This window comes from Candidatus Mesenet endosymbiont of Agriotes lineatus (assembly GCF_964019585.1).
Taxonomy (GTDB): Bacteria; Pseudomonadota; Alphaproteobacteria; order Rickettsiales; family Anaplasmataceae; genus Mesenet.
Genome location: NZ_OZ026454.1, coordinates 1,164,730 through 1,189,073, shown reverse-complemented (window position 1 = coordinate 1,189,073; position 24,344 = coordinate 1,164,730). Strand labels below are relative to the sequence as shown.

The following is a 24,344-nucleotide window of genomic DNA, read 5'->3' as shown; positions in this document are numbered from 1 at the left end:
TCCAGTGTTTTTTTTCATTGAACAGTTCCTAAATTTATCAAATATTTAACTAATATTCACCATTACATGTAGTACTAATATTTTTCTTTATTTAATAAAAATCTTGTGAAGATATATGAAAGTTTTATGTTTCTTATAATAATTATAAATTGATGTGATTTTTTGATATATTTTGTAGAATGTTGAAAAGTAATTGCGTTAAGCTCATTTTTCCTTTTTTGTTTAAGGAACTTAGAACCTCAAAATCTAGAAATTGTTTAGTAAAAGACGACTTCAGCAGCTCAATATTTTGAAAGTAAGTGTTCTTAATAGCTAAGTTTAATTCTTTACGTAAAAGATCATTAAACTTGTTTAAATTGCTATCAGCAATGTCATCAATATTGTCTGAGAATTTAACTTGCGCTCTATAGACTACATCTTCTACTTGCTCGCTAAATTTCTCTATTTCGTTATTTTTAAAATATGTTGTAAATTTTTTAGGCATATGCAAAGCATCTAATAATTACCCATAGTAATTACTAGCTAGCAACTGCGGAAGCACAATTTTTCATGTAAATTAAGGAAGTGACTCCTACGGGATTTGAACCCGTGTTACCACCGTGAAAGGGTGATGTCCTAACCACTAGACGAAGGAGTCAGAAGTATCAGTATATTTAGTAGTAAAAATACAGTCAATAATATTTAAACTATTTAAATATAGCGGTTTACAAAAACCGCTAATAATTTATTTCATAATACCCTTTTTATCTAGTTGTTGTTCCCTAGCTTCAGTCATGTTTGATGATGGTTTATCACTTAGCTCTTTCTTCTTTTCCCTATCATCAATATGATTTGGCCCAATAATTTTATTACTTATGTAATTAAAAACTGGATTAATAACTGGGCTTAGTATATAAGCAAGCCATGTGAAAAAAACTGCTTGGTGCATAACTGGTGGTAACATTGTAGACACCGCGCTACTAGAACTACCAGGTAAGGATATAAAGTTGTTTAAATAATCTTCTTTGCATTGTTGATTAAAAGGCAATTTTTCTAAACGCTGAAGTAGATCTTTATTGTTTCCAGAAAGGTATTCCTCTCTAGTTGGTACAAACTGGATCCATTTAGATTCTGTCCCATTGTGGCTTAAACACTCTCGTATAAACTTAAAATTAGGATTGTCATTGGGGATTCCATATACTTCTTGCCCACCTTTCTTTCGATAAGAATTTAGTCTACTGTGAGGAGTCAAAACAACATCTGCACCGTCATGTTCTGGCGTATTGTCAACTTTAGATCCCATCACTGTAAGTGTTCCATAATGCTGAGCAAAAAATATTGAGTCATCATCTGCAGATACCATCCACATATTTTTTATTTTTGGTTTAATTTCTTTTTCAACAAAATCGATATATTTCTCTTTTAATGACTCATCCACACCAGGGTTTACTTCAACTGGTACAAATGTAATATCATATTCATTTTTATATTTATCATCACTGATAAACCCATCAAGGTATGCAGAAAGTTCTCTTTGTGTAAATTCCTTATACTTCACTGGTTGACGATATTGTAAAACCGGTTCAAGAGCCTTTTTATCCTTATTTAGACATCTTAATATAAACATAAAATTAGGGTCGTTATTTTCTATTTTAAATGCATTAACTTCTTCCTTATCGAGAACACGTCCATACTTTGGTTCTGATGTAATCGACTTATGATACTTAGAATTCGATGTATAAACATATGGTTTTGTGTCCCCCTCTACACGAAAACGAACAAATTGTTGCTTAAGATTTATATCTGTTATAGCAATCGTATTTGCAACAGGGATACCACCAATGGATTCGATTTCGCATAGTTTTTTCTTGAATCTACTATCAACAAAATCATAGTATTCCGACTGTCTCCACACGCTCATTTCAGGAAATTTACTTGGCTCAAACGCAGCCCTGCGCTGATTTATATATCGCTTATCATCAATAAGCCCTCTTAAATGATTAAATAACTCTTCTTTTGTTGCAAAAATTTTATGATCATACACATCTCCGTTAATGCATACTGCAATAAAATCAAAGAAAGAGTTTTGATTGCCAACCTTAATTCTATTCATGCTATCATCGACCAGGTTACCAAACGCTCTATAGTACCTTTCATCCGATGTATACTCTATTGTTTTACTAATGTATGTAGTCCCTCCCCCTTCATTACGATGACCGTAATGTTGTTTAAAGCTAACCAATACTGAATTTATTCCAATAACACTGCCGGCATTGTTATAAGCTGATAACTCAATCTGTTTATCATCAAGAAGTGTTTTGTTGGCAATAGGTACGATTTCCTTGCTGACAAAGTCATGATACTTATTCCTATATTCATCTCTTATTTTTTTGTCGTTCATACATCCCCCAAACTTAAATTTGCAATAGTATAACTAAGAAAAAATAATTACCTATACTAATCTTAATATTAAGTTAAGATGGATTAGAAGAAATCAATAATTTCCTATAAAATGGTAGCTCAGTAGCAAATTGGGAAAACAAATGTTTACTGAGAAAATATCCAAGAATTTTTAAACTAAGCTGAAACTCCTCTAGCTTATAATTAATTTGGTAATTATGATATACGTCATATAACATCTTCGGTAAGGGAAGCAGATTGTGTGCATAATTTTTTCCTATCTTTTCGGACACAGCTTTACCAGTTTTGGGGGAAATAAATTTTAGATCCTCATTTGTTTTACTTACAGCGCATTTAGTTAAATCTAAAGCAAAACCAAGTTGTGATAAAAGCTCCAGTTCAAATTTAAGGTAATATTTTTGCCAATCGTCATGTTGCATGGCATCAATAAGCAAAATTAAATCCTCATACAAAGCTGCCTGTTTTTCCCCTTCTGGTAATACTTTTTCTAAAATAGAAGAAGCAGAAGAAATAGCAATGGCCTTAATTTTATCTGTAATGAGGTAATACATATTCGATCTCATTAGTTCACACTTAAAGTAGCCTAAATTATCTAAAGACCTTGCTCTCCATTGAACCGCAAATAAACTACCTACCTCGAATTTGTAACTGCTGCTTTTTGATGTCTTAATGAATCCCCGACGTTTACCGTTATTTTTTGTAAACAAAGAAAGAATCAAACCATTATCACCGTACTTCTTAACTGCAATTAAAACGCCTTCATCTTCCCATTGCATTTTGGATTACTCTTCATAAACTCTCCCTCAGGTTTAGCAAACTAATTTAATATTGTCAAAATTTCAAATATCTTAATATTTTTATTAAATACTTGCTTGCATATTGAAGTTGTCTATTTTTATTATTTAGATAAAATATAAATAATTTATCTCTAAAGTTGCTGTGAACAGGATTATGCAAGGAAAGAAGGGAATTATAACTGGAATTATAAACGAAAGATCGCTAGCGTTTGGTATTACAAAGGAACTTGCAAAGCAAGGTGCAGAGTTGATAGTGACTTATCCATCAGATAATGTAAAAGAGAAAATATCTGAATTAGTAGAAAAGAATAACCTAAATTGCCAGTTAATTTTGCATTGTGATGTTAAAAATGAAAAATCGATAGATAGTACATTTGCAGAAGTGAAAAAGAAATGGGAAAGTATCGATTTTCTCGTGCATGCAATTGCCTTTTCCGATAAAAATGAGTTAAATGGACCGTATATTAATACCTCCTTGGAAAATTTTCTTTCAGCAATGCATATTTCATGTTACTCATTTACAGCTCTAGCAAGAGAAGCAGCAAAAATTATGAGTCAAGAAGGAAGTTTGCTAACCCTATCATACTACGGAGCTGAAAAAGTAATGCCAAATTACAATGTTATGGGCTTATGTAAAGCTGCACTTGAAGCAAGCGTACGCTACTTAGCATGTGATTTAGGTCCTAAAAATATTAGAGTTAACGCCATCTCAGCTGGCCCTATAAGAACACTTGCTTCTTCTGGAATAAAAGACTTTCACTATATTCAAAACTATAGCAGCAAAAGCTCACCTCTAAGGAGGAATGTTACAATAGAAGAGATAGGCAAAGCAGCTTTATTTTTACTATCAAATCTCAGCAGTGGCATTACCGGAGAGATCTTACATGTAGATTCAGGCTATAACGTTGTAGGAATGAAACCTATGGATATTGACGTTAATTAAGCCTGCTTCAAGATTGAAAATTGAAACTCTTTATTAGTACCTGAAGATATGCTAGTATTTTCTAGATATATAGGGAAGGTAATATCTGCTTGTGCATCAGAAATAGCATGTCCAATATCTTGATTAAATCCAGCTTTTTTTACTAAGCAGCATAATGCTTGAGCAACACTACTAATATCCACTTTATACTCAGAAACACTAGTTTTTATTTTTTCTAAACTACTTTTTACTTTATCAAGATCATCGGAATTTATTGCACTATAAATATCCTTAAAATATTGCTTAAATTCTTTAAAATTAGGAGCATCTTTTATTGATAAGAGATAGTGTGGGTCAACATCATAACTCGAATTATAGTCATCTATTAATCTTGTACAGTACTTATCAATAGCTTCTAGAGCTTTTTCTAAGTGTATACGATTAGGCCCATTCTCCTCATCTAATGCCACTTTTAGATATATAACATTTATAAAATCAATGGAAATATCATACCTCTCTGAGTTTGATATAGCTTTTAATAAGCATGGTAATACACCCTGTAAACTCAACGACACAAATCTTCTATACACACATTCCTGAAGGTAATAGCCAAAGTAATTATGATACAAAAAATTACGCGAAACGTACTTCATAAAAAAATCTATTATATCATGCAAATAATCTTTTCGACATAGATCCCGAAGTATAGATTTATCAAATATCAATTCGCACATTTTATCATCGATTGGTTTTAACTTCTGATTAGAAATTAGCTCTTTTACTATATCATAACGATGAGTAGCAACAGCGTTTCTTAATTGATCATTCAGTTGCTTATTTTTGAATTCAAGGTAATCTTGATATTCTTCTTCATTAATATAAGGCATTTTTTTCTTACATAAGTAAAACTTACTAATATAGTATAGTAAAATGGCATAAAATTCAACTCTATACTTTTTAGCTAAAAAAATTAAAACCTCCCTTCTTTATTAGTACCTGAAGATATGCTAGTATTTTCTAGATATATAGGGAAGGTAATATCTGCTTGTGCATCAGAAATAGCATGTCCAATATCTTGATCAGATTTAGCTTCTTTTGCTAAGCAGCATAATGCTTGAGCAACACTACTAATATCTACTTTATACTCAGAAACACTAGTTTTTATTTTTTCTAAACTACTTTTTACTTTATCAAGATCATCGGAATTTATTGCACTATAAATATCCTTAAAATATTGCTTAAATTCTTTAAAATGAAGACTATCTTTTATAGGTAGAAGGTAGTATGGTTCAATATCATAATCTCCATTAATATTTATCGTACAATAATTTTTAATATCCTCTTCCACGCTGTCTTTAAAATCTTCTTCTACATCAAAAATATAATTTTTTGGTATGAAAATATTATTTTTTGATGAATACGAAATTACCTCAAGAAAATTTGATATGAGCTCTGGCGCGTATGTAAATATATTACCAATAATTCCTTCTTTGTATATAGCAGAACTCACCTCCGTTTCTTCGGTTTGATAAGTTGAAAGGTTATATGGAGTATTTCTTACAGCAGCAATACATACATCTTTTAATTCACTATCTTCTAATATCTCAGAAAATAGACAATGTTCGCTTAACATAAGATCATAAATGTCACTATCAATAATTCCATGCTTGATACCATCAAGTATTAAGTTTTTTACTATTTTAAAATATTCTTCTGAGTTTTGAGCACAATGACTATTAAAAGCACGTTCCCTCTCATAATCACAATCTCTGATTACTTTTAGCTCATGCTTTAATTTATATTTTTGTAATTCTAGATATTCATTTGTAGATATGGTTACGTAATTCTTTTTTAATTTTTGTGATTTTAAATACTTATTTCTTATCAAGCGTGCATAATTTTTATTTCTAAGTATGACAAAACCATTATTGATACTATATTAACATTAATATAATATCTCTTTTTAAGAAATCAAAAACATACAATTTTTGGAATGTTATGCGTAGAGCTGTAAGCCCAATTTAGATATTGAGTCATACTATCCACTTGGTCATCATATCGAACTTTTGGAAACATAAAGAGCTCATATTCAAAATCACCGAGCCAAACAGCGCTATGGGGAAGAAAAATACGACCAGCTTCTATAAGTGGAACAGTTTGATGGAAACGAGTAATTTTATTTGCAGATGGTGTTATCTTAATAATAGGTAAAATACTATTGGCTTTAAGCTCTTGTATTAACTGCTGACCGCTAGCCTTGGCTTCAATTAAAATTGCATGAGGCTGCCATCGCTTAGCTAAAGATAGTACTTGCTGTTTTAAGCTTGGATATTCTAACTTTGCTCTGTATGAATCAAGCAGATAGAACATATTATCTACTTTAGCCCAGGTAGTGCATGCACTAAAATCTTTATCTTGCGAATTTGCAGTATCCCAACTTTGGGTAACATAAGATAAGTCATTTGGGCAATCTCGGTAACGTTTTATCCATTCTTGTTTAATTTGACACTCAGATAGTGGATTTTGTTGATACTGTGCCGCAAAGGCATATGTGCCAAGCTCTGTTTTTATTTGCTCAATATCTTTTTTTCCTACGGGAAGAAGCAACTCTCCTTTTTCCCTAACATATAAAATATCTCTCATTCGTGAGTAAATAGTTTGTTTTTCCTCAGAGATCATAGGCAAGCATAAATGATGCCAAATGCCACCTGCTTTGCTCAATAAATGTCCTGTTAAATCATCCGGATGGAGTCTGTGCATCACTACAACTATAACTCCCGTTTTTCTATCATTTAGCCGAGTGGCAAACGTCTGATCAAACCATGTATTAGCACGGCTTCTCATCCTCTCACTTGCAGCCTGCATTGGAGTTAGGGGATCATCAACTATTAAAAAATCACCCCCTTCTCCAGTTAAGGTACCTCCAACTGAAGTGGCGAATCTAAATCCCATCTTGGTTGTTTGAAACTTACATTGAGTATCTTGTGCGAGTTTGGTTTCTGGAAATAACTCCCTATACCAATCAGATTGCAATATGCATCTAGTATCAAGCGAGTGTTTTAAGCTGAGAATTTGTGAGTAACTGGCAACAATTATCCGTGCTTCTGGTCTTATTCCTAAAATCCATGCGGGCCAAGCAACGCTAATACAAATTGACTTCATTGATCTTGGCGGCATGTTAACAATAATGCGCGTTACTTCACCACTAAAGGCAGCTTGCAATATATCAGCAATAACTTTAATATGCCAGGTATTATAATATTTATACCCTGGCGATACCGTATCAAAGCACAGCTCAGTGAAATTAATCAATAATTTGGTATTTTGCAACTACTTAGGTTTTTCATAAAATATGAGAAAAAGAATAAAAAGATAAAAGGGAATTGAAAAAAGATGTTAAAAAGAATTTGATTTAGGAATTGTGTGTTGATTTTTTAATCGACCTATTGTTGATTTAGTGCCAATCTGGAGAGGTGTACAACATCAGAGAGAGGAGCGTTTTTAGCCCTTTTCACGGATTCCCACCATGAGAGAATTGATAATTGGAAGCGCTATGGTTATATGTTTTAAGGCATATAACTATAAGGATATCAACCCTTACTCTAGGCAAAAGAGCCTAAAATAGCTAAAACTATTCAGTAGGTCGCCAAAGATCCTATTCAATATATTCAGATCTTTTTTTCCTATACATCTGCCACTTTAAAGGCCGCCTCTACAGCCTCAATCTCTCCAGATTGGCTCTCTCTTTATATCATATATGTTTTAAACCATGGAAGCAGAATTTTTGCAGTATTTTTTACATTATCTGTTAACTCCTTTAACGTTAAGATCTGCACCATTTTTTAAAAGGAACCCTGCCACATCTACATGTTCTCTCAAAACAGCAGTATATAAAAATTAGATATCACTTTTAAAACCCACAGCACTTTTAAAATAACTTATAGATATATTAATCTAATAGAGTATTAGAAAGAACGTTTATGTTGATCATTAACTAGTAGTAGGTTAAACTACACAATATTTTTAAAAGCCTTTTATAAAAATAAAAAGAAAGGATATAGAGCTAATAACTTTGTATATGTTGTAGGGGGGATAATATGAAAGTAAAAGAAAAGCTATTAGTAGTTGAAACAGAGGGTAAAGCTGAAGATTATAATTTGAACCTAAAGCCAATTACCATTAAAAAACAACTAAATACCTCAGTAAATGTTAACTTAATACTTTCAATTTTATGTGCTGATTTAGATAGTGAAACAAGGATAGATAACGATCCTATTTTAAAGAATTTCACAGAAGAACTTAAAAAATTCAAGAGGAATTACCCTCACTGTGCACAATTAATACAAGCAAATAAAGATTCAACAGCATTGTTACAATACAATGAAGATATTCAACTACTAGATAAGGAGCTTGATAATATTAAAAAAGTTGGTGATAATTATACATTTAATGCATTGCAATATCTTAAGCAACACGTACTGGAAAAATCTATAGTACAACATATATTATTTCCATCTAATAGAGATATTGTACTTGATACATTACAAGAAGTTTATGCAGTACCCGTTAGAGAGATTTACAATAAAATTGAACTCACTAGTGCAACTACTTTCGCTGCAGAAACAAGTTAAAAAGAAAAACTACATCTGATGATCAAATTAATAGCAAACTTTCTCATAAAAAAGTAGACTTCAAGAAGATATTAAGGTACGCACAAAACTATCTAGCGAATTAACGACACCTAACTATACCAGACAAGTTAATTACAACCCATCCACTAGATGGTGATAGGATAAGGATTTAAAATGCCAGCAGTTAAGGAAAAAAGCAATGCAAACATTGGATGTACAAAAGATTTAAGGTTACGAATGGCAGAAAAAAATTCGGAGCACAAAATTAAATTTGCGCAAAACTCTATCGAAAATAGCTGAACTTTGGGGTAATATTAATTTTCAACTGAAGAAAATTGGATTAAAAAAAGACCTATGGGTATAGGGAAAGAAATAAAGAGCAGAATTCTTGAAGCAACCTAAAAGTCTGGTATGAATCAATAATACAGAACTTATGGATATTACCAGAAATGCTTCAAAATCTGGAAAAAAGAGTCAGCGTATTAGTATACTCTGAATAATGGGAAAATGGGAGTATTCCTCAAACCATACGAGTGCAGATAAGGGAAGTTGGTGGAGAGAAGAAAAAAACAGGGCTCTTAAATTTATTACAAAAAATTATAATGAGAAAAATAACTAATTTATCCTCAACGAATTTTGTAATGAGAAAGCAGATGAAATATCAACTATAACAGAAAAGAAGTTGAATGATTTTGGGTAACATAGGAGTTGTAGCATAGATGGAATTATTAAATGAAGATTCTGTAAGGTTTAAATTTTAGGTTTACTGAATATGAAAAGAATGTACAACAACTTTATTTAGAAACATCTCACAATTTAAAACAATTTAAAAGCATAGGATATATTAGCCTACCTAATGATATGGAAAATTTGTATAAAGGATATGTATAGTGGTTATGAATGGGATAAAATTACATTCTAAATCATGAGCTAACAGATCAGGGTTATAGAGGCAACTGATGATTTGCTAATATCTGACTTATTGTACCAATAAACAAATGGATGAAGCTTAGCAGTTATAAATCCGATACCAATATGTATGACATAGAAACAAATCAAAAAATAGAGTTATTAAAGTGTTTAGAGGATAAGTTCTTTTTAGAAAACGAGTTAGAAAAAGAAGCGAAAATTAGAGTAAGAATTATATGTCAGAAGCTAACTGAAGGACAGTCTATGGCCAGAAGAAGGAAAGATTAGCAAATCATACGATGTTTATATTATTTAAAGGAATTAATTTCATTTCCACTGCATTAATACCTGTTCTAACTTCATTACCACTTCTTTTTTTGTAGCGATAATATGCTAAAGCAAGTAGCAAAAGAATTATTAAACCAGGTATAACTGTTACTAATACTAACGACGATGTTGAAAATTGTTGCTCGTTACTGTTTGGCTTGCAAGGTATAAGATCACTATGTTCAGTGCTTAGACGAGCAGGAGTTTGTGTATGGCTAAGTGGCATATAATGTCCTGTACTCTCACTCTGCACATTAGTAGTTTTACTTATCTCTTGATTTTTTGTATTGTTTGCTACAAGACCTTTATGTTTAATACTTGGATTAATAAGAGTTTGCGTATAGCTAGGCGATGTACTAGTTTCTTGTACATTTGTGAATTCATCTGTTTTTTGACCTTCTGTAGTATTTACAGTTGACTTCTTAGACATAAGGCAGTCAAATCTCCGATTATAGAGTAAAAGCTTTGCATAGAATTGATCTGCAGTAAAAGTGTGTCTTGTAATAGCTACATTTGATTTTATTTCTTCACCTAAACACTTCAAAATAGAGCCATAATAATCAATATTATAGCGATTTTCATTTATAGCAGATATATCACTTTGTGACATTATAATTTCTTTGCTGACAAATCCAAAAGAAATAGTTTTGTTTTCCTTATCAATACTAAGGCGATTAAAATAACGCATTTGATTTTGCTCAAGAAAATTTTTAATTTGATCTATAGTTTTACCAAGTGGACCAACCACATTATCAGTAATTTCACTTATGCTATATATTTTTGGAGCATAGACAGGATCAATAATGAATTTTTCTAAATAAAGAACAATTTGTTCAACGCTAAGAGCCTTCTTTAACTCTTTATTCTTTTTAGGGCTTCCATAGTCTTGAGCTAGGCAATTTACTACAAAAGAAAAAAAGTTTATCTCCTTTTGGTTATAAACAAGAGATACCTTACTAACACTTTCATCATTACCCTTACCTATTGGTTGAATTTTAACTCCATCATACATAAAAAGCTCACGATTTTTATAATCATTAGAGCAATATTGAACGACGTCATGTGCTGTAGATATTTCAATATTATTACCTTTTTCATTCTGAAAACAGATAATTCCTTCGTCTATTTTTATTATCTTTACCTCTTTTGAATTTATAATGCGAAATATCTCTTGTAATGTACTAAGAAATTCATAGTATTGTTTAGATATAATATTCATTTTATTTATTTTATTATTAATGTATTACGTTATTAATAATAGTAAAGCTTTGTCAATATAAAAATGAAAATTTTAAACTAAAGCAGTTTAGTTACATCAACCACATTTACTAATTCATCTATATCTGATATTCCAGCTAGAACTTTTTGTTGTGCATCACGTAAGATAGAAATAAAACCCTTTTGTTCTATGTATTGAACTACAGATCTATAACTAGCACCGGATGTAATTAATTCATCAAGACTCAAATCGAAGGATAAAACCTCGCATATAGCTACGCGACCCTTATAACCGGTGCTAAAGCACTTTTTACATCCAGTATGGTGATAGATATTTTCTTGTTTGCTAATATTTAAAATAGAGCAATCTTTATCTGTTGCAGGATACTGCTTCTTACAATCTACGCATAACCTACGCATTAAACGTTGAGAAATTATGCATGTAATTGACCCGGATAGCATATACACTGGCACACCGATATCTCTTAAACGAAGTATTGCACTTACCGAATCACTTGCATGTAAAGTGGTAAATACTCTGTGACCTGTAATTGATGCACGAAGTGCAGAACTTGCACTTTGCTGATCTCTTACCTCACCAATAAGGATAACGTCTGGATCCTGCCTCATTATTGAGCGAATACTTTCAATAAAAGACATATTATCAATCTTACTCATGCTTGATTGCCTAATCATAGGCAAGCTGTATTCAACTGGATCCTCTATCGTCATGATATTTATTTGTGCAGAGTTTATTTGGTTAAGCAGTGAGTAAAGAGTTGTAGTTTTACCGCTACCTGTAGGCCCAGTTACAATAATTATACCTTCAGGTTTTTTCAGTAACTTTGTTATTAAACCTTGATTATATTCACTAAATCCTAGCTCACTTACTGGTAGAAGGGCATGTTCCCTATCTAGTATACGCAAAACAACGTTTTCTCCATGTATAGTAGGCTGAGTTGAAATACGCAAATCTATATTACGTCCAAACATATTATAACTTATTTTACCATCCTGTGGGGTTCTACTTTTTACTATGTCAATGTTAGATAAAACCTTAATTCTTACCAAAATAGCGTTCCAGTAATCTTTATGGAAGCTACATATTTGCTGTAGGTAACCATCTACACGATAACGAAGCCTAACAAACATCTGTTCTGGTTCAAGGTGAATATCAGAGGCATTTTTTCTAACCGCATCTATAAGTATCGCATCAACCAATCTCACTGTAGGATTCTCATAAGACTCTAATTCTTCCCTCTTATCAGTACCACTCTCTATTTCCTGTAATATACTGTTAATAGACATTTCATAGCCATAAAATTGATCTATTAATTGTATTATTTCAGCTTCTGAAGCATAGATTGGTGTAATTTTGTTATATTCTTGAGGTAAATAGCGTTTTATTTTATCTAATGTTGTTATATCACTTACGTCAGGTAGAGCAATGTATATGTTATTTTCTTTGGCAAAAATTGGCAGAGCCTTGTACTCTAAAGCTTTTTCTTTCGTAATTAATTTTACTAGATATGGATCAATTATAACTGACTTAAGGTCAAAATCTTTTAGATCTAAAGGAGCTAAAATACTATTTAATGTATTTTCAGTGATAAACCCAAGCTCAACTAAAATCCTTTCTAGCGTTTTATCTTGAGATTCTTTGTGAATTCTCATAGCAATATCTAATTGATCTTGTGATATAAGACCTTGAGCTAACAGTTCATGAATAATTAAAGAATACTCATTGTTATTTTTTTTCATAAAAAAAGTACCCCTAGCAATTGTCTTTATTTAACATAAAATAGTTACTATTTACCTAAATGACTGTGACGTGCAGAAGTTTAACTAAAATATCTGACTTATCTTTAAAGGATATTGATGAAATAATGAAATTGGGAAGAGAGTACACAAGTGGTAAAAAAAGCGACATATTAAAGAAAAAAATAATTATTAATTTATTTTTTGAAAGCTCAACTCGTACCCTATCTTCCTTTGAAATAGCTACAAAAGATTTGGGTGCAAATGTTATTATCATTCCAGTTGATTTTTCCTCGGTAAACAAAGGAGAAGCCCTAGTAGATACATTAAGAACACTAAATGCGATGAAACCAGATTTCGTGATCGTAAGACATAGATGTAGTGGTATTATGGCTATTGTAGCAAAAAATACAAAATGCAGCATAATTAATGCTGGTGATGGTAGTTATGAACATCCAACACAAGCTCTAGCTGATTGTTTAGTAATAGAGTACTTTAAGTCTAAAATAGAAGGTTTAAAAGTTGCAATATGTGGTGATATTCTGCACAGCAGAGTTGCAAGGTCAAACATTAGGTTGCTAAGTAGGTTAGGGGCAAAAGTTAGTATAATTGGACCGCCAACTCTTATGTGTAGCAATTTTCCTGGAGTAGAGTCAGTATATTATTCACTAAAAGAAGGCATAAAAGATATCGATGTTCTAATGCTGCTTAGAGTTCAAAAGGAACGTATGAAAGAGGGTACTTTTATTCCTTCAGAACAAGAATACTTTCACTTATATGGCCTAAATGAAGAGAAATTATCATATGCAAAACAGGATATGATTATAATGCATCCTGGTCCAATTAATAGAGGAAAGGAAATTAGTTACCAGTTGGCAAACAGTAATGAAGTTATTTTAAAACAAGTAGAATTTGGACTTGCTGTAAGGAAGGCTGTGCTACACTACTTTGTTGTGCAAAATGGGAGTGTTCTCCAAACTGGGTCAAAAACTCAACTAAATTTTCAATCTGTTAGGAAAGAAAATATCAAGTTGAGAGATGATTAAAGCCCAATTTGATATAGTCCAATTTTGCTCTATTTTTTTATAGCACCAAGGCATTTGTAATTGGTTTTTTCCTGATTTCTATGGGATTGGTAGTATAAACCTAACCGGATCAGAATACTTAAAATAGCCAGTTTCCCAATTATTTTGCCATAGGATTCCCCGTTTTTCTTCTAATTCAAGCATTCAGCTATTTCTCTATTTGAAGCCTTTCTTCAAATCATTCATTTTGCTGGATACATATTTTAATGAGTTCCTTATCTCATACACAATTGCACTTCTGCGTTGGCTGTTTATGGCTGTAGGAAAGCTTTTAATACACAAATTCCACACTTTGAGATCATTCCCTAACCAAAACCTTCGCTTTCAGCTAGATAAAAACCTCTTTTTTTGATCTATGCCAAGTATATTATTTGCTTACTTTAACTTTAAAAAATCATAAAAATTATTGGGCAAGTAATTGCGCCACTCATTGGTAATATGTAATATTGCTGCTGCTTATGGTCGTAAATTTCTTCTATATGCGATTTTATAACTTTGCAAACATACTAAAAATTTTTGCTTCGGATGTAAATCAATCTGTCTTTTTTTGACTACCTGTAGCTCTATCTCATAAGCTCAAATGAATCTGTGTTTTGAACTTTTCTACTTCTTCATTCTCATTTATTTTCTATTTCACCTTCTAAACTTGCTTCTATTGATCAGAGGCTCCTCCTTTGCCAGTTAGCGACCTCGAATGGACGATAATATATTAACTCTTTATAGTCTACTAATCCACTGTTTTTATTCGATGTTTTTTCGTTCATTTCATATCTTATGTTAATATTTTTCTTGTTTGATCCAGTTTGGGGAACACTCCCTTGGTTACCAAATTTGTATTCAGAGCTTTTTTGTCTTTGCTGCCATTTGTTGGTAATAATTTATCAGTCTACCTCTGATATTTTGTGGTCGTTTCAATATGTGACATTATATTTTGATAGCCCATATCACTTGCTTAAGTTGATTATTTGAGATTCGATCCTTTTGAGCTCAAATGACCCACGATTTTGTGCTTTTCTTCCTCATTGTTTGATAGATTTTTAGGCCTATTTCTCGATTTGATACAGCATGTTATCTCAAAAGCTCATTGAAAAATCAACTTGAATCAAATGTAATTTACAGTTACAAAATTTAATTAATTAATTTTTTTGTGTGTATAAAGTAATTTAATCATTTTTCTGCTCTTTTGCACCATATTCTAAAAGGAACTCTACAATTTCTTTAAATCCCTTTTTTAACAGCAATGTGTAAAGGTGTGTTCCAATCTTCATCTCTAACATTAATTTTTTCTATACTTTTGTGTTCATTAAGTAAAGACTCAGATTTTCTATCACTTGCCTCAACATACCCCCCTTTTTTCACTTTAACGATGTTATATTTGGATATGCAAAAATTTTTTTATAACAGATAACTTCGCTATTAACAAACTATATTCCAGAAAAATTTGACGCACCATTTTTATAGTAAAAATAGTTTAACTTTCTCCCCACTTTCCCAATAATCTTCTTTTATACTACCTTTTCTTCTCTTATGAAACACTACTATGCCCCCTACCTTTCCCTGATGCATATAACTAGTTGGTATTTTCCTCTTTAAAATTCTACCTATATTTTCTGTTTGATGTACATCTTTAAAACCCTTTTATTTCACAATAAAATCCATTATTCTTTTCTTCTAAATAAAGTTAGTGCATTGTATCATTTTTTCTTTTACTATATTTACAATAAGCTTATGCTGTAAGGTTAAGGGCGATTAGCTCAGTTGGTAGAGCATCTGGTTTACACCCAGGAGGTCGGCAGTTCGAGCCTGTCATCGCCCACCATATAAACGTAACGAACTTCTCTCTGCTTAACTTCATGTTATTCTAAAAACCGCAACAATAGCTAATCTTACTCGGTATACATGTATACCCTAATGCCCTATTATACTTCAAATAATCCTATGTTTTGTTTTCCATAATGCAATGTTTCCAGCTCTTTTTCTCTAAAATATGGATACTTTTTTGTGGTTTTGAGAGAGTAAAACGAAAGTAAATATCTGGATTCTTGTTGGTGCTGGAGAGTATAATATTTTTTACTGAAGGCCTATTGGATTTTGTAATATTTCAATCTCTACTTTTTTCTATTATTTTTTTTAATTCTTCTATTCTGGGGTTAACGAGCACTTTTGAATTAACGAGACGAGGAAGAAAACCCTCTTTTTTACTGACTCTTTGTGTATTCTCCACTTCATCAACTATTTCTTTTAATTCCTTACCCAAATTATTTTCTTTGCTTAATTTGCTTATTAAATCGGGCTCACTTGACAGAAAATCTTTTGTATTTTCAGGTTTATATTTTGCAACTAATTCTAGTAATGGTATGCAAACTTGAGAGTCTTTCACTAAATCTAAAAATGTCTTTCCTTTAGCATTTTTTATATCAATATTTGCTCCTTTTTCAATTAATAATTTTACTACTTCTGTATTGCTGCCTAGAGCAGCTAAATGTAATGCTGTATTACAATCTTTGTTCTCCTCATTTACAATAGAATTATTTGTATCAGCATCTAATAGAGCCTTTATCACTTCTACACATTTACCTTCAACAGCGAAATGTAATGACGTGTTACCCATTATGTTACTTTTTAAACTTACATCAGCACCCTTGCTAATTAGTAACTTTACCACTTCTGCATGCCCAGCTTGAGCAGCAAAGTGTAGTGGTGTGCTGTTATTATTGTCCTTTACATCTACCGTAGCTCCAGCTTTTATTAACTTTTCTACAATTTCTTCATAACCATTTTGAGCAGCAAACATTAGCGCTGTCATACCATCTTTGCGCTGTATATCTACCTTCGCCCCAACTTTTATTAATGCTTGTACTACTTTTATATTCCCATTATAAGCAGCTGAAGTAAGAAGTGTATTATCACTCTTATTTATAGTGTTAATATCAATTCCATTCTCAACTAGGAATTCTAATATTTCCCTACTCTCTTTTGCAGCAATAGCCAATACCTTAGCAAGCATTGCTCGAATTTCTGAATTCTCATTAATATTTTTATTATCAACATAGTGTTTTATAAAATTAAGATATCCTTCTTTTGCTGCAATAGTAACAATTTCTTCAATTGTGATATTATAATGTTCATAATATTCTTTCATGATGAAATCTTTAATATCATATTTTTTCACAGGATCTTTCTGTCTTCCTATCATACATAACACAGCTTTTAACACAGGGTTATCAGTATTATCAAGCGTATTACGTATAGCTATCAAATCTGACTGTTCATAAAATTTCTTTTAGAATCTTATCTATTAATGGTGAGTATTGTGCATTACTGGCATTTAACAAAGCTACAAAATCATTCTTTTCAACTAATTCTGATTTTTGAAACTTAGAATCCATAAAAGCAATTTCATGATTGTTGGACTTAGCCAATTTTGCTATATTTGCTTCAAATTCTTCTTTTGTATGAGCTTTAATGTCATGGTACAGATGATATGCAGATTTAAATACTTCTTGTATAACATCTTTATTTATTGGTATTTTTCTTTCACCAATGTTGAAATACTTATCTTTAGGCCCTATATAAATAGATTGCCATTTATTATTAGCATCATCACTATCAATAGCTTCATGCTCCTCACCAAAATAGCGTTTCATACTTTTTCTTTTATGAGAATTTACTTCCTCAGAAAGTGACTTTGTAGCAATAAAATATCCTACATTTTCCTCTTTGGTTGCTATACCAACAATTCTATATGTTAAATATCCGTCTTTTTGTTCTCCAGTTTTTCTACTAATTCTTGGAAATATCTTTTGTTTTTCCGCAAGAAGGTATGACGGTGGCGATTTACTGTGTAATCCGTTAAGATTTTTTAACTGTTCTATCCCTTTTTCGACCTCGTTTTTGTTAGCTAAATCATTGATAAATATATTACCTTTTCCAACTGCTCTATCTGGATGTTTTAATGCTATTTTAGTTATATCCTTATCTTTAAAATATTGAACAACCTGATTTGCTAAATTGTCAGAACTTATAGATAGATCTAGCATTAGATGCTCTGGAGACACTTCTTGAGGTAAATATAATCTTTGATAGACCTTATTATCTAATTGGGTTATTTCATATTCTGATGGGGTAGATTTATAAGTATAATCTTGATAAAATTCATTATCTGTAACATCATTACAACCTTTTACAAACATATAATCACGCTCACCTTTGACATTAACACCAAGATGCCCTATGTATACAGATTGATTAGGAAATGCTTTTTCAAAAGCATTCTGTTGTGTTCCCTTTTCTGCTCCTAAACCTGATTCAGTAAAAGGTTGTAACTCGTAAATGATTATATTACCTTTTTTATCTAAACTACAATCTATTATAAATGCATAAGCATTATCTTTCATAGTTATCAATATATTAATTTAATTATATATTATGCTACTATTTTAGTATAAAGTAAATTAAATAATTAATAATTTTAGATTTTCTTAAATTATTTAATATAATAATCTATCAGAAATGCTCGGATTTTCATGGAACAGAAAGAAATATCGCTTGCTGTTTTTGGAATAAGCATAAGCACTGATCAATCACAGCAAACTAGCCCAACAAATAAAGGCTATGTATGTTGCTATAATAGCATCTCCACTTATAGCAGTAGGAATTTATTCTGCAATAGCTTTATCAATGGCTGGAGTAGTATTTAATCCTATTGTTGCTGCTGGTATTTTTATTGGAATGTCATTCCTTTCAGCTGTATGTTTCGCTATAGTAAAAATTAGTGAAAAAGTCAGTGAAGAAAAAGCAAAAAATTCAGATACAGGTACATTGACTGCACTTGGAAATGTACTCGCTCCTGAGTGTTTGAAAAGTGATAATTTTTTAAAACAAAGTTAGCATTCTGTTTTTTCAATCAAAACAAACTTTTAGTATATCCCCTTTCTTAAATAATTCATTGATAAGAACTCAGATTTATTATATTATTAATATAATTAACATCACAAAATCAGACCAGAGAAGAATATGAGGGGTATGAAGACAAACTTTGAAAAAGTGGCAAAGAAGATATTATTAATACCGCTTTATATAGTTCTATTACCGTTTTCAGCAGTTTTGTTCCTTACAAGAATTTTACTTTTTCCGAAGTTCTTCTTTTCTCTTTGGCATAAAGAAAGAGTCGAGTTCAGTAGTGTTTTAGGGCTATTTGCTCCAGAACTATTAGGCAAACTTAATGCAATAAGTAACTTTAAAGCTTTTCTTAAGATGAAAAATAGTAATAGAGATCTATTGATAAATCTTCTTAAAAATGACAATCTAGATACAAAAGATATTACTTACCTATATAGCCAGTGTCCATCAGTGATAGAGATGTTATCTGAACTCGAAGTTAATAGATGTCTGGTTGTAAATAATCCATTCTTCGTAGCAGGGTTAAATGACAGACTGCAGAACGGAAAATATCTAGAGCTTGTTACCAACCTTATTATAAAAATTACTGATCGTAAGAAGCTCAAAATCATTTTTGATTATTTAAAATTAAATGATTTTGAACACTTGAGCACGTTAGAACGTCTAATAAAAATAAATAGTAGGCAACTTGATAAAGTACATGCAATTAATAAAGCTTGTACACATGAAAGTTTCATTGAAGTTATTAATAGTGCTAGCATTGGCTTTCTCAAATTCTTTTGCTGTTTTGATGAAAGTAACCGATTCTACTCATCCGTTCTGGAAGGAGCATCTCGGTTATCAGCCTTATCTACAAACCATGATTCATTAAAAGCACTATCTTTTCATTTGCAAAATTATCCTTTTAAGTTTGAAGAAAAAACAAAACTAGAAATAGAAATCATTAAAGCTTACTTACAAACTGACTCAGATGATAGATATAGCTATCTACCAAAAAAAAGTCTCAATACATTAGTTAAATTATTTTCTAATGATTTAATTCCAACCTTGTGTAAGAATTTTAAACCTGATTCTGATATAACAAGCATATTTAAATATTATACATATAGAATAATGTGTGAACAGGAATGTAATAAATTCATTTCAATGATAAAGGATAAAGATGTCATTGAAAGTTTAAAATTAATTGATACAAGGGGAGCTTATAAGTATAACCCTTCAATTTTTCTTATGTATTTAGTAGATTATGATTCCTGTGGTATAGATAAGGCACATTCTTTATTAGCAAATAAAAAATTTATTCAAAAAATAAGTGGTATAGATTTTTGTCTTTTTGTAAGGGTGCAAAGTTTATATCAAAATAAATCAAAAGCTACTGATGCTGTTGACGAAATTTTAGCATTATTTGATTGTTTAGATAGCAAACGCAATAAGGGAGTATTAGATAAGTTAGTCAGTTCCTTTGAAATAGATCATAAGGCTAATTACTCTTTATTGTGTGATTCTTGGTTTGGTTCAAGATCTTTATTCTATCCAGATGAAATGATAAAAATGATTTCAGATACAAGATTTGATGAAACTAAAATAGTAGAAGTATTAAAGAATTACAGTTTATTCTGTACATTAATAGAGAATGACTTAATTGATGGAGTATCAAAGAAGAAGCGCTATTCATATATGGAAGAGGATGGGTATATATTTGAATTTGAGGATATAGAAGAAAAGGTTAATTGTATCCTTGAGATCAATTATATTATCGCTTCTTTTCTTAAAAAGGGAGAAGCATATTTCAAGCAATTGATAGATGCTCAACGAGCAGAAGTATTCTTAAAAAATATTTCTTTATTTGTGCTTATTCTAAGAAATTCTAGTCAATTATGTACTGTAAATGAAACTAGATCTGAATATAGTATTACTATACTCCCTACCATAAAAAACACTAAACTTGAGCACTTCATTGATGGTAAATTTGTTTCAGATTTAAAAGATAAAGTAGATTATTATTTCAATCAACTACTTAATTTTGACAGCACAAAAATATTACTTAGTGAGATCAAAGGGTTTGGAACAAACGATGAATTATTAAACACAATACAAGATCTATTGAATGATGATACAAATGTAACAAAGTTTATAGAAAATATGTCAAATGTAAAATTCATGGAATTTTTTACAAATGGTAAATACCAAGAGATAACACAAGAATCTCTAAATAAAATTCAGTACTTAAAAATAAAAGATCTACCAAAAACAGAAAAAGATAAAAGCTATTTTCAAAATCAAGGAATTACAGATGAGCAAGATTTACATTTGCTAGTTAATTTGGCAAAAGAAAGCAAAACAGTCATCTCACATATAAAATATAGTGCAAATCTACAGAATAACGCAATGTATACTATGCATGAACTTTTTGATGATATTTCTATAGATGTGGATCTCTATAATTGTAGAAAATCAAATAACCGAAAGCAATCCGAACCAGCAAAGTTACTGGATTTATGTAAAATAAATATTGTTAGAAGTGCATTAACAATGCCAAATTAATTAGAAACAAAATGAGGAAGTTTAACAAAACCATACGCGTCAAGTTAAGGAATGTAGAGAGCTTAATGTAGATATTCTGCTTTTTCTATACCTGTCTTTTAGGGAGACAAGCTGTGGTAAGTTTTTTAGAAAAATCTACAATCTATTAACTTTATTATTTAATTTGGGAATTGACGCCTATGGTTTGTTGAATACTCCCTTTGAAAGATAACAAGTAGCACAATCAAACTTTTTTACATTTTCCAAGATGGTCCAGCTTGAGAAACTAAATCTAAAACTACATCAACTCCCTCTTCTACTTTTACCTCATCAACCACTGTATCTGGTTCAGTTTGTTTGCTTTCACTATTCTGACTTAACTCATCTATATTGTTTTCACTTATATTAAACCTTGCTATGCCTGCATTAATAAACTTATCAATAAGTTGATATATTCCTCTTGTTTTTTCTATCTCACACGAACGCTGCTCCTCTTTTTCGTAAGCTTTCAATCCCCTCATCTTTTCTTCTTTATGCTTACTAAGCTCTGTTACTTCCTTTATTATTTGTTCTTTATTCAGTTCTATTTCTGTTATTACTGCATTCATCACCTGTTCTACAGAATATTGACCATTATCTTTAACATAATGTATAATTGCTTCTACAATCTTATTATCCTTATTCTCTATAGTTTTAATTATATCTTGCAATTTATCTTCAAATTTGCTGACCTTCTCTCTGAAGATGGGATATGCTTTCCGTCTTAGTTCTGCTAGTTCATTTATGATTTTCTCTTGTTCTTCTTCTTGTTCTGCCTTTATACGGCGCTGTTCAATTACATCTGGTCTGTTTTCAAACTCAATTAGCTCTGCTTTTAATTCTGCAAATTCCCTTGCTATCTGTTCTTCCATCTCTTTGCGCACTATATCTTCTTTGATGGATTTCCCTTTTTCATAACTAAAAAGAGAAGGAATTTTTAGACCTTCTTCCTCCACAACGTTTTCAACTACTTGCTTTATCTTTTTGTAAAAAGTTTTAATTTGTCCAAGATGTTTTTTTGGTTCAAAGTCATACATTTCCTCTCTATGCATTTTTTTCCCACATAAATCATGTCCCATATTAGTTCTTATTGTATCAAGAGTTCTATATACTAGAGAATTCTCCGCAAATTCCTTGGCAATCTCGCGTAACCTAAACAGTAGTGATTCTTGCTTATTATATTTTAAAAGCCTTTTATTATTGGCGCTAAGAGTAAAACCGATGCTGGGGTTTATCATGGCCAAGTTATTTATAATGTCAACAATTGCTTGAGTTTTTGCTCTTTCAGTTTTTAAAAATTTAAGTCTATTAGGAGTGGCAAAAAACAAATCCCTTACTTCAATTTCTGTACCACCTGGAATAGAAGCAGGAGTAAGATCCATCACCTTTTCTCCACCTTCATAAGCTATACTCCAAGCAGCTTTTGCTCGCGATGAAAGTTTTATTCTACTTACTGCAGCAATTGAAGGTAGTGCTTCTCCCCGAAACCCTAAATGTTTTATTTCCATCAAATCATCATCATTTTTAAGTTTAGAAGTTGCATGGCGCTTAAATGCCAGTTCAATATCTTCCTTCTCTATGCCATTACCATTATCTAAAACAGTAATGAGGTTACGCCCACCACTCTCTATCTTTATCTCTATTTCACTGCTACCGGCATCTATAGCATTTTCTACTAATTCTTTTACAACACTGGCTGGCCTTTCAATTACCTCTCCTGCTGCTATGCGGTTAATCGTTTTTGCATCTAATAGAATTATCGCCACACTATCCCTAACTTTTTGGGTCAGTCTATTACCTAGCTTTACGTTTGTAAAGTTACTTTAAATAGGGTATAATTATTAAGGTTTTATTCCCTTTCTATATATGACTATTTCTAAATTTCTCGATGCTCGCAATGATGTTGCCTTCAAGAGAATATTCGGTTCTGAAAAGAATAAAGATATCCTCATTCACTTTCTTAATGATATTCTTGGTTTTACTGGTTTAGGTGCAATTTTGGAAGTTGAGTTTTTAACCACTGTTTTAGATCCTGAGATTGCCTCTAAAAAACAGAGCATAGTTGATATTTTATGTAAGGACTCTCAAAACATCAAATATATTGTCGAGATGCAATTCACTAAAACCAAAGGCTTTGAAAAACGTGCTCAATACTATGCCGCTAAAGCCTATTCAGGTCAAGCAGATCAAGGGGATAAATATCATAATCTTAAGGAAATAATCTTTGTTGCTGTTGCTGATTGCATTATTTTTCCTGACAAAATAGGCTATAAGTCAGATCATGTTATTTTAGATAGAGATAGCTTTGAGCATGATTTAAAAGACATCTACTTTACATTTATTGAACTACCCAAGTTTTCTAAGACTAAAGAAGATCAATTAGAAAATATTGTTGAAAAATGGTGTTATTTCTTTAAATATGCCGCAGAAACAAGGGAAGAGGACTTAGATAAAATAGTTGGTAGTGATTTAATTATTAAACGTGCCTATGAGGAAATGAATAAATTTAACTGGTCAGAACAAGAATTATCAGCCTATGAGCAAGGAAAAAAACGTCTTAGAGATGAAATCGCTGCTTTAGCTCAAAAATTCGATGAAGGGAAAATTGAAGGCAAAATTGAAGTGGTAAAGGCTATGCTAGCTAATGATGTTGATGTAAACACCATTGTCAAGTTTACCGGCTTACCTTTAGATGAGATCAAAAAATTACAAAAAGATTAAACTGTTTTATACATTTCAGTAGCATAATGTATTGGTATAAGTCAAAAAAAGAAACTACATTCAATCAAACATTCTAAATAACTTCATTATCAATAATACTTGTTCTTCTCAA

At 31.3% G+C, this 24,344-nt stretch carries 18 protein-coding genes, 2 tRNA genes and 4 pseudogenes; 9 read left to right on the top strand and 15 right to left on the bottom strand.

Annotated elements, in window-relative coordinates:
* Positions 1 to 142: 142 nt before the first annotated feature.
* From AACL19_RS05460 to recO, 4 genes are all read right to left on the bottom strand, one after another.
* Positions 143 to 484, bottom strand: coding sequence for a hypothetical protein (locus AACL19_RS05460; protein ID WP_339045488.1), 342 nt, complete (start codon positions 482 to 484; stop codon positions 143 to 145).
* An 81-nt stretch (positions 485 to 565) separates the two neighbouring features.
* Positions 566 to 637: transfer RNA gene (locus AACL19_RS05455), tRNA-Glu, on the bottom strand.
* An 87-nt stretch (positions 638 to 724) separates the two neighbouring features.
* On the bottom strand, positions 725 to 2,380 hold the full coding sequence (locus AACL19_RS05450) for a hypothetical protein (protein WP_339045487.1): 1,656 nt from the start codon (positions 2,378 to 2,380) through the stop codon (positions 725 to 727).
* Between the two features lie 73 nt (positions 2,381 to 2,453).
* Positions 2,454 to 3,176 (bottom strand): DNA repair protein RecO, encoded by a 723-nt coding sequence (gene recO / locus AACL19_RS05445; RefSeq protein WP_339045486.1) that lies wholly within the window; start codon positions 3,174 to 3,176, stop codon positions 2,454 to 2,456.
* Between the two features lie 175 nt (positions 3,177 to 3,351).
* On the opposite strand from recO, the gene AACL19_RS05440 reads away from it, so the two are divergent.
* Entirely contained in the window at positions 3,352 to 4,140 is a 789-nt protein-coding gene (locus AACL19_RS05440; RefSeq protein WP_339045485.1) for an enoyl-ACP reductase, read from the top strand.
* Here AACL19_RS05440 and AACL19_RS05435 read toward each other — a convergent pair.
* The 4 genes and pseudogenes from AACL19_RS05435 to AACL19_RS07135 all read right to left on the bottom strand — a co-directional run.
* Entirely contained in the window at positions 4,137 to 5,006 is an 870-nt protein-coding gene (locus tag AACL19_RS05435) for a hypothetical protein (RefSeq protein WP_339045484.1), read from the bottom strand. The genes AACL19_RS05440 and AACL19_RS05435 overlap by 4 nt on opposite strands.
* Before the next feature lie 83 nt (positions 5,007 to 5,089).
* A complete protein-coding gene (locus AACL19_RS05430; protein WP_339045483.1) occupies positions 5,090 to 6,007 on the bottom strand; it encodes a hypothetical protein in 918 nt (305 codons plus the stop codon).
* Between the two features lie 83 nt (positions 6,008 to 6,090).
* Complete coding sequence (gene terL, locus AACL19_RS05425) at positions 6,091 to 7,431, bottom strand: phage terminase large subunit (RefSeq protein ID WP_339045482.1); 1,341 nt, start codon at positions 7,429 to 7,431, stop codon at positions 6,091 to 6,093.
* Positions 7,432 to 7,920: 489 nt separating this feature from the next.
* A pseudogene (locus tag AACL19_RS07135) lies at positions 7,921 to 8,001 on the bottom strand (hypothetical protein); the annotation flags it as partial.
* Between the two features lie 215 nt (positions 8,002 to 8,216).
* On the opposite strand from AACL19_RS07135, the gene AACL19_RS05420 reads away from it, so the two are divergent.
* From AACL19_RS05420 to AACL19_RS05410, 3 genes and pseudogenes are all read left to right on the top strand, one after another.
* Complete coding sequence (locus AACL19_RS05420; RefSeq protein WP_339045481.1) at positions 8,217 to 8,750, top strand: hypothetical protein; 534 nt, start codon at positions 8,217 to 8,219, stop codon at positions 8,748 to 8,750.
* A 174-nt stretch (positions 8,751 to 8,924) separates the two neighbouring features.
* Positions 8,925 to 9,050 (top strand): hypothetical protein, encoded by a 126-nt coding sequence (locus tag AACL19_RS05415; RefSeq protein WP_339045480.1) that lies wholly within the window; start codon positions 8,925 to 8,927, stop codon positions 9,048 to 9,050.
* Positions 9,051 to 9,566: 516 nt separating this feature from the next.
* A pseudogene (locus tag AACL19_RS05410) lies at positions 9,567 to 9,941 on the top strand (IS4 family transposase); the annotation flags it as partial.
* 10 nt (positions 9,942 to 9,951) lie between these two features.
* Here the strand turns inward: AACL19_RS05410 and AACL19_RS05405 are convergent.
* Together AACL19_RS05405 and AACL19_RS05400 are read right to left on the bottom strand one after the other, a co-directional pair.
* Positions 9,952 to 11,205 (bottom strand): hypothetical protein, encoded by a 1,254-nt coding sequence (locus AACL19_RS05405; protein WP_339045479.1) that lies wholly within the window; start codon positions 11,203 to 11,205, stop codon positions 9,952 to 9,954.
* 77 nt (positions 11,206 to 11,282) lie between these two features.
* Positions 11,283 to 12,965 carry a GspE/PulE family protein gene (locus AACL19_RS05400; protein WP_339045478.1) on the bottom strand — a complete coding sequence of 561 codons (1,683 nt, stop codon included), beginning with the start codon at positions 12,963 to 12,965 and terminating at the stop codon, positions 11,283 to 11,285.
* 65 nt (positions 12,966 to 13,030) lie between these two features.
* On the opposite strand from AACL19_RS05400, the gene AACL19_RS05395 reads away from it, so the two are divergent.
* Positions 13,031 to 14,008: an aspartate carbamoyltransferase catalytic subunit gene (locus tag AACL19_RS05395; protein ID WP_339045477.1), complete on the top strand. Its 978-nt coding sequence runs from the start codon at positions 13,031 to 13,033 to the stop codon at positions 14,006 to 14,008.
* On the opposite strand, the pseudogene AACL19_RS07130 reads toward AACL19_RS05395, so the two are convergent.
* A pseudogene (locus AACL19_RS07130) lies at positions 13,958 to 14,278 on the bottom strand (IS256 family transposase); the annotation flags it as partial. The gene AACL19_RS05395 and the pseudogene AACL19_RS07130 overlap by 51 nt on opposite strands.
* A gap of 987 nt (positions 14,279 to 15,265) precedes the next feature.
* Positions 15,266 to 15,406 (bottom strand): ankyrin repeat domain-containing protein, encoded by a 141-nt coding sequence (locus AACL19_RS05390; RefSeq protein ID WP_339045476.1) that lies wholly within the window; start codon positions 15,404 to 15,406, stop codon positions 15,266 to 15,268.
* A 384-nt stretch (positions 15,407 to 15,790) separates the two neighbouring features.
* Between AACL19_RS05390 and AACL19_RS05385 the strand changes: the two genes are divergently transcribed.
* Positions 15,791 to 15,866: transfer RNA gene (locus tag AACL19_RS05385), tRNA-Val, on the top strand.
* A gap of 282 nt (positions 15,867 to 16,148) precedes the next feature.
* On the opposite strand, the gene AACL19_RS05380 is transcribed toward AACL19_RS05385, so the two are convergent.
* Positions 16,149 to 17,306, bottom strand: a complete 1,158-nt coding sequence (locus AACL19_RS05380) for an ankyrin repeat domain-containing protein (RefSeq protein ID WP_339045475.1) — start codon at positions 17,304 to 17,306, stop codon at positions 16,149 to 16,151.
* A 10-nt stretch (positions 17,307 to 17,316) separates the two neighbouring features.
* The gene (locus tag AACL19_RS05375) at positions 17,317 to 18,444 is read right to left on the bottom strand and encodes a hypothetical protein (RefSeq protein ID WP_339045474.1); all 1,128 of its coding nucleotides are present in this window, start codon (positions 18,442 to 18,444) and stop codon (positions 17,317 to 17,319) included.
* 217 nt (positions 18,445 to 18,661) lie between these two features.
* On the opposite strand from AACL19_RS05375, the gene AACL19_RS05370 reads away from it, so the two are divergent.
* Positions 18,662 to 18,937, top strand: a complete 276-nt coding sequence (locus AACL19_RS05370) for a hypothetical protein (RefSeq protein WP_339045473.1) — start codon at positions 18,662 to 18,664, stop codon at positions 18,935 to 18,937.
* A 135-nt stretch (positions 18,938 to 19,072) separates the two neighbouring features.
* Complete coding sequence (locus AACL19_RS05365; protein ID WP_339045472.1) at positions 19,073 to 21,493, top strand: hypothetical protein; 2,421 nt, start codon at positions 19,073 to 19,075, stop codon at positions 21,491 to 21,493.
* 1,130 nt (positions 21,494 to 22,623) lie between these two features.
* On the opposite strand, the pseudogene mutL reads toward AACL19_RS05365, so the two are convergent.
* Positions 22,624 to 23,277 (bottom strand): annotated as a pseudogene (gene mutL / locus AACL19_RS05360) (DNA mismatch repair endonuclease MutL); the annotation flags it as partial.
* Between the two features lie 100 nt (positions 23,278 to 23,377).
* Between mutL and AACL19_RS05355 the strand changes: the two are divergent.
* Positions 23,378 to 24,232: an Rpn family recombination-promoting nuclease/putative transposase gene (locus AACL19_RS05355; RefSeq protein WP_339045471.1), complete on the top strand. Its 855-nt coding sequence runs from the start codon at positions 23,378 to 23,380 to the stop codon at positions 24,230 to 24,232.
* Positions 24,233 to 24,344: the final 112 nt, after the last annotated feature.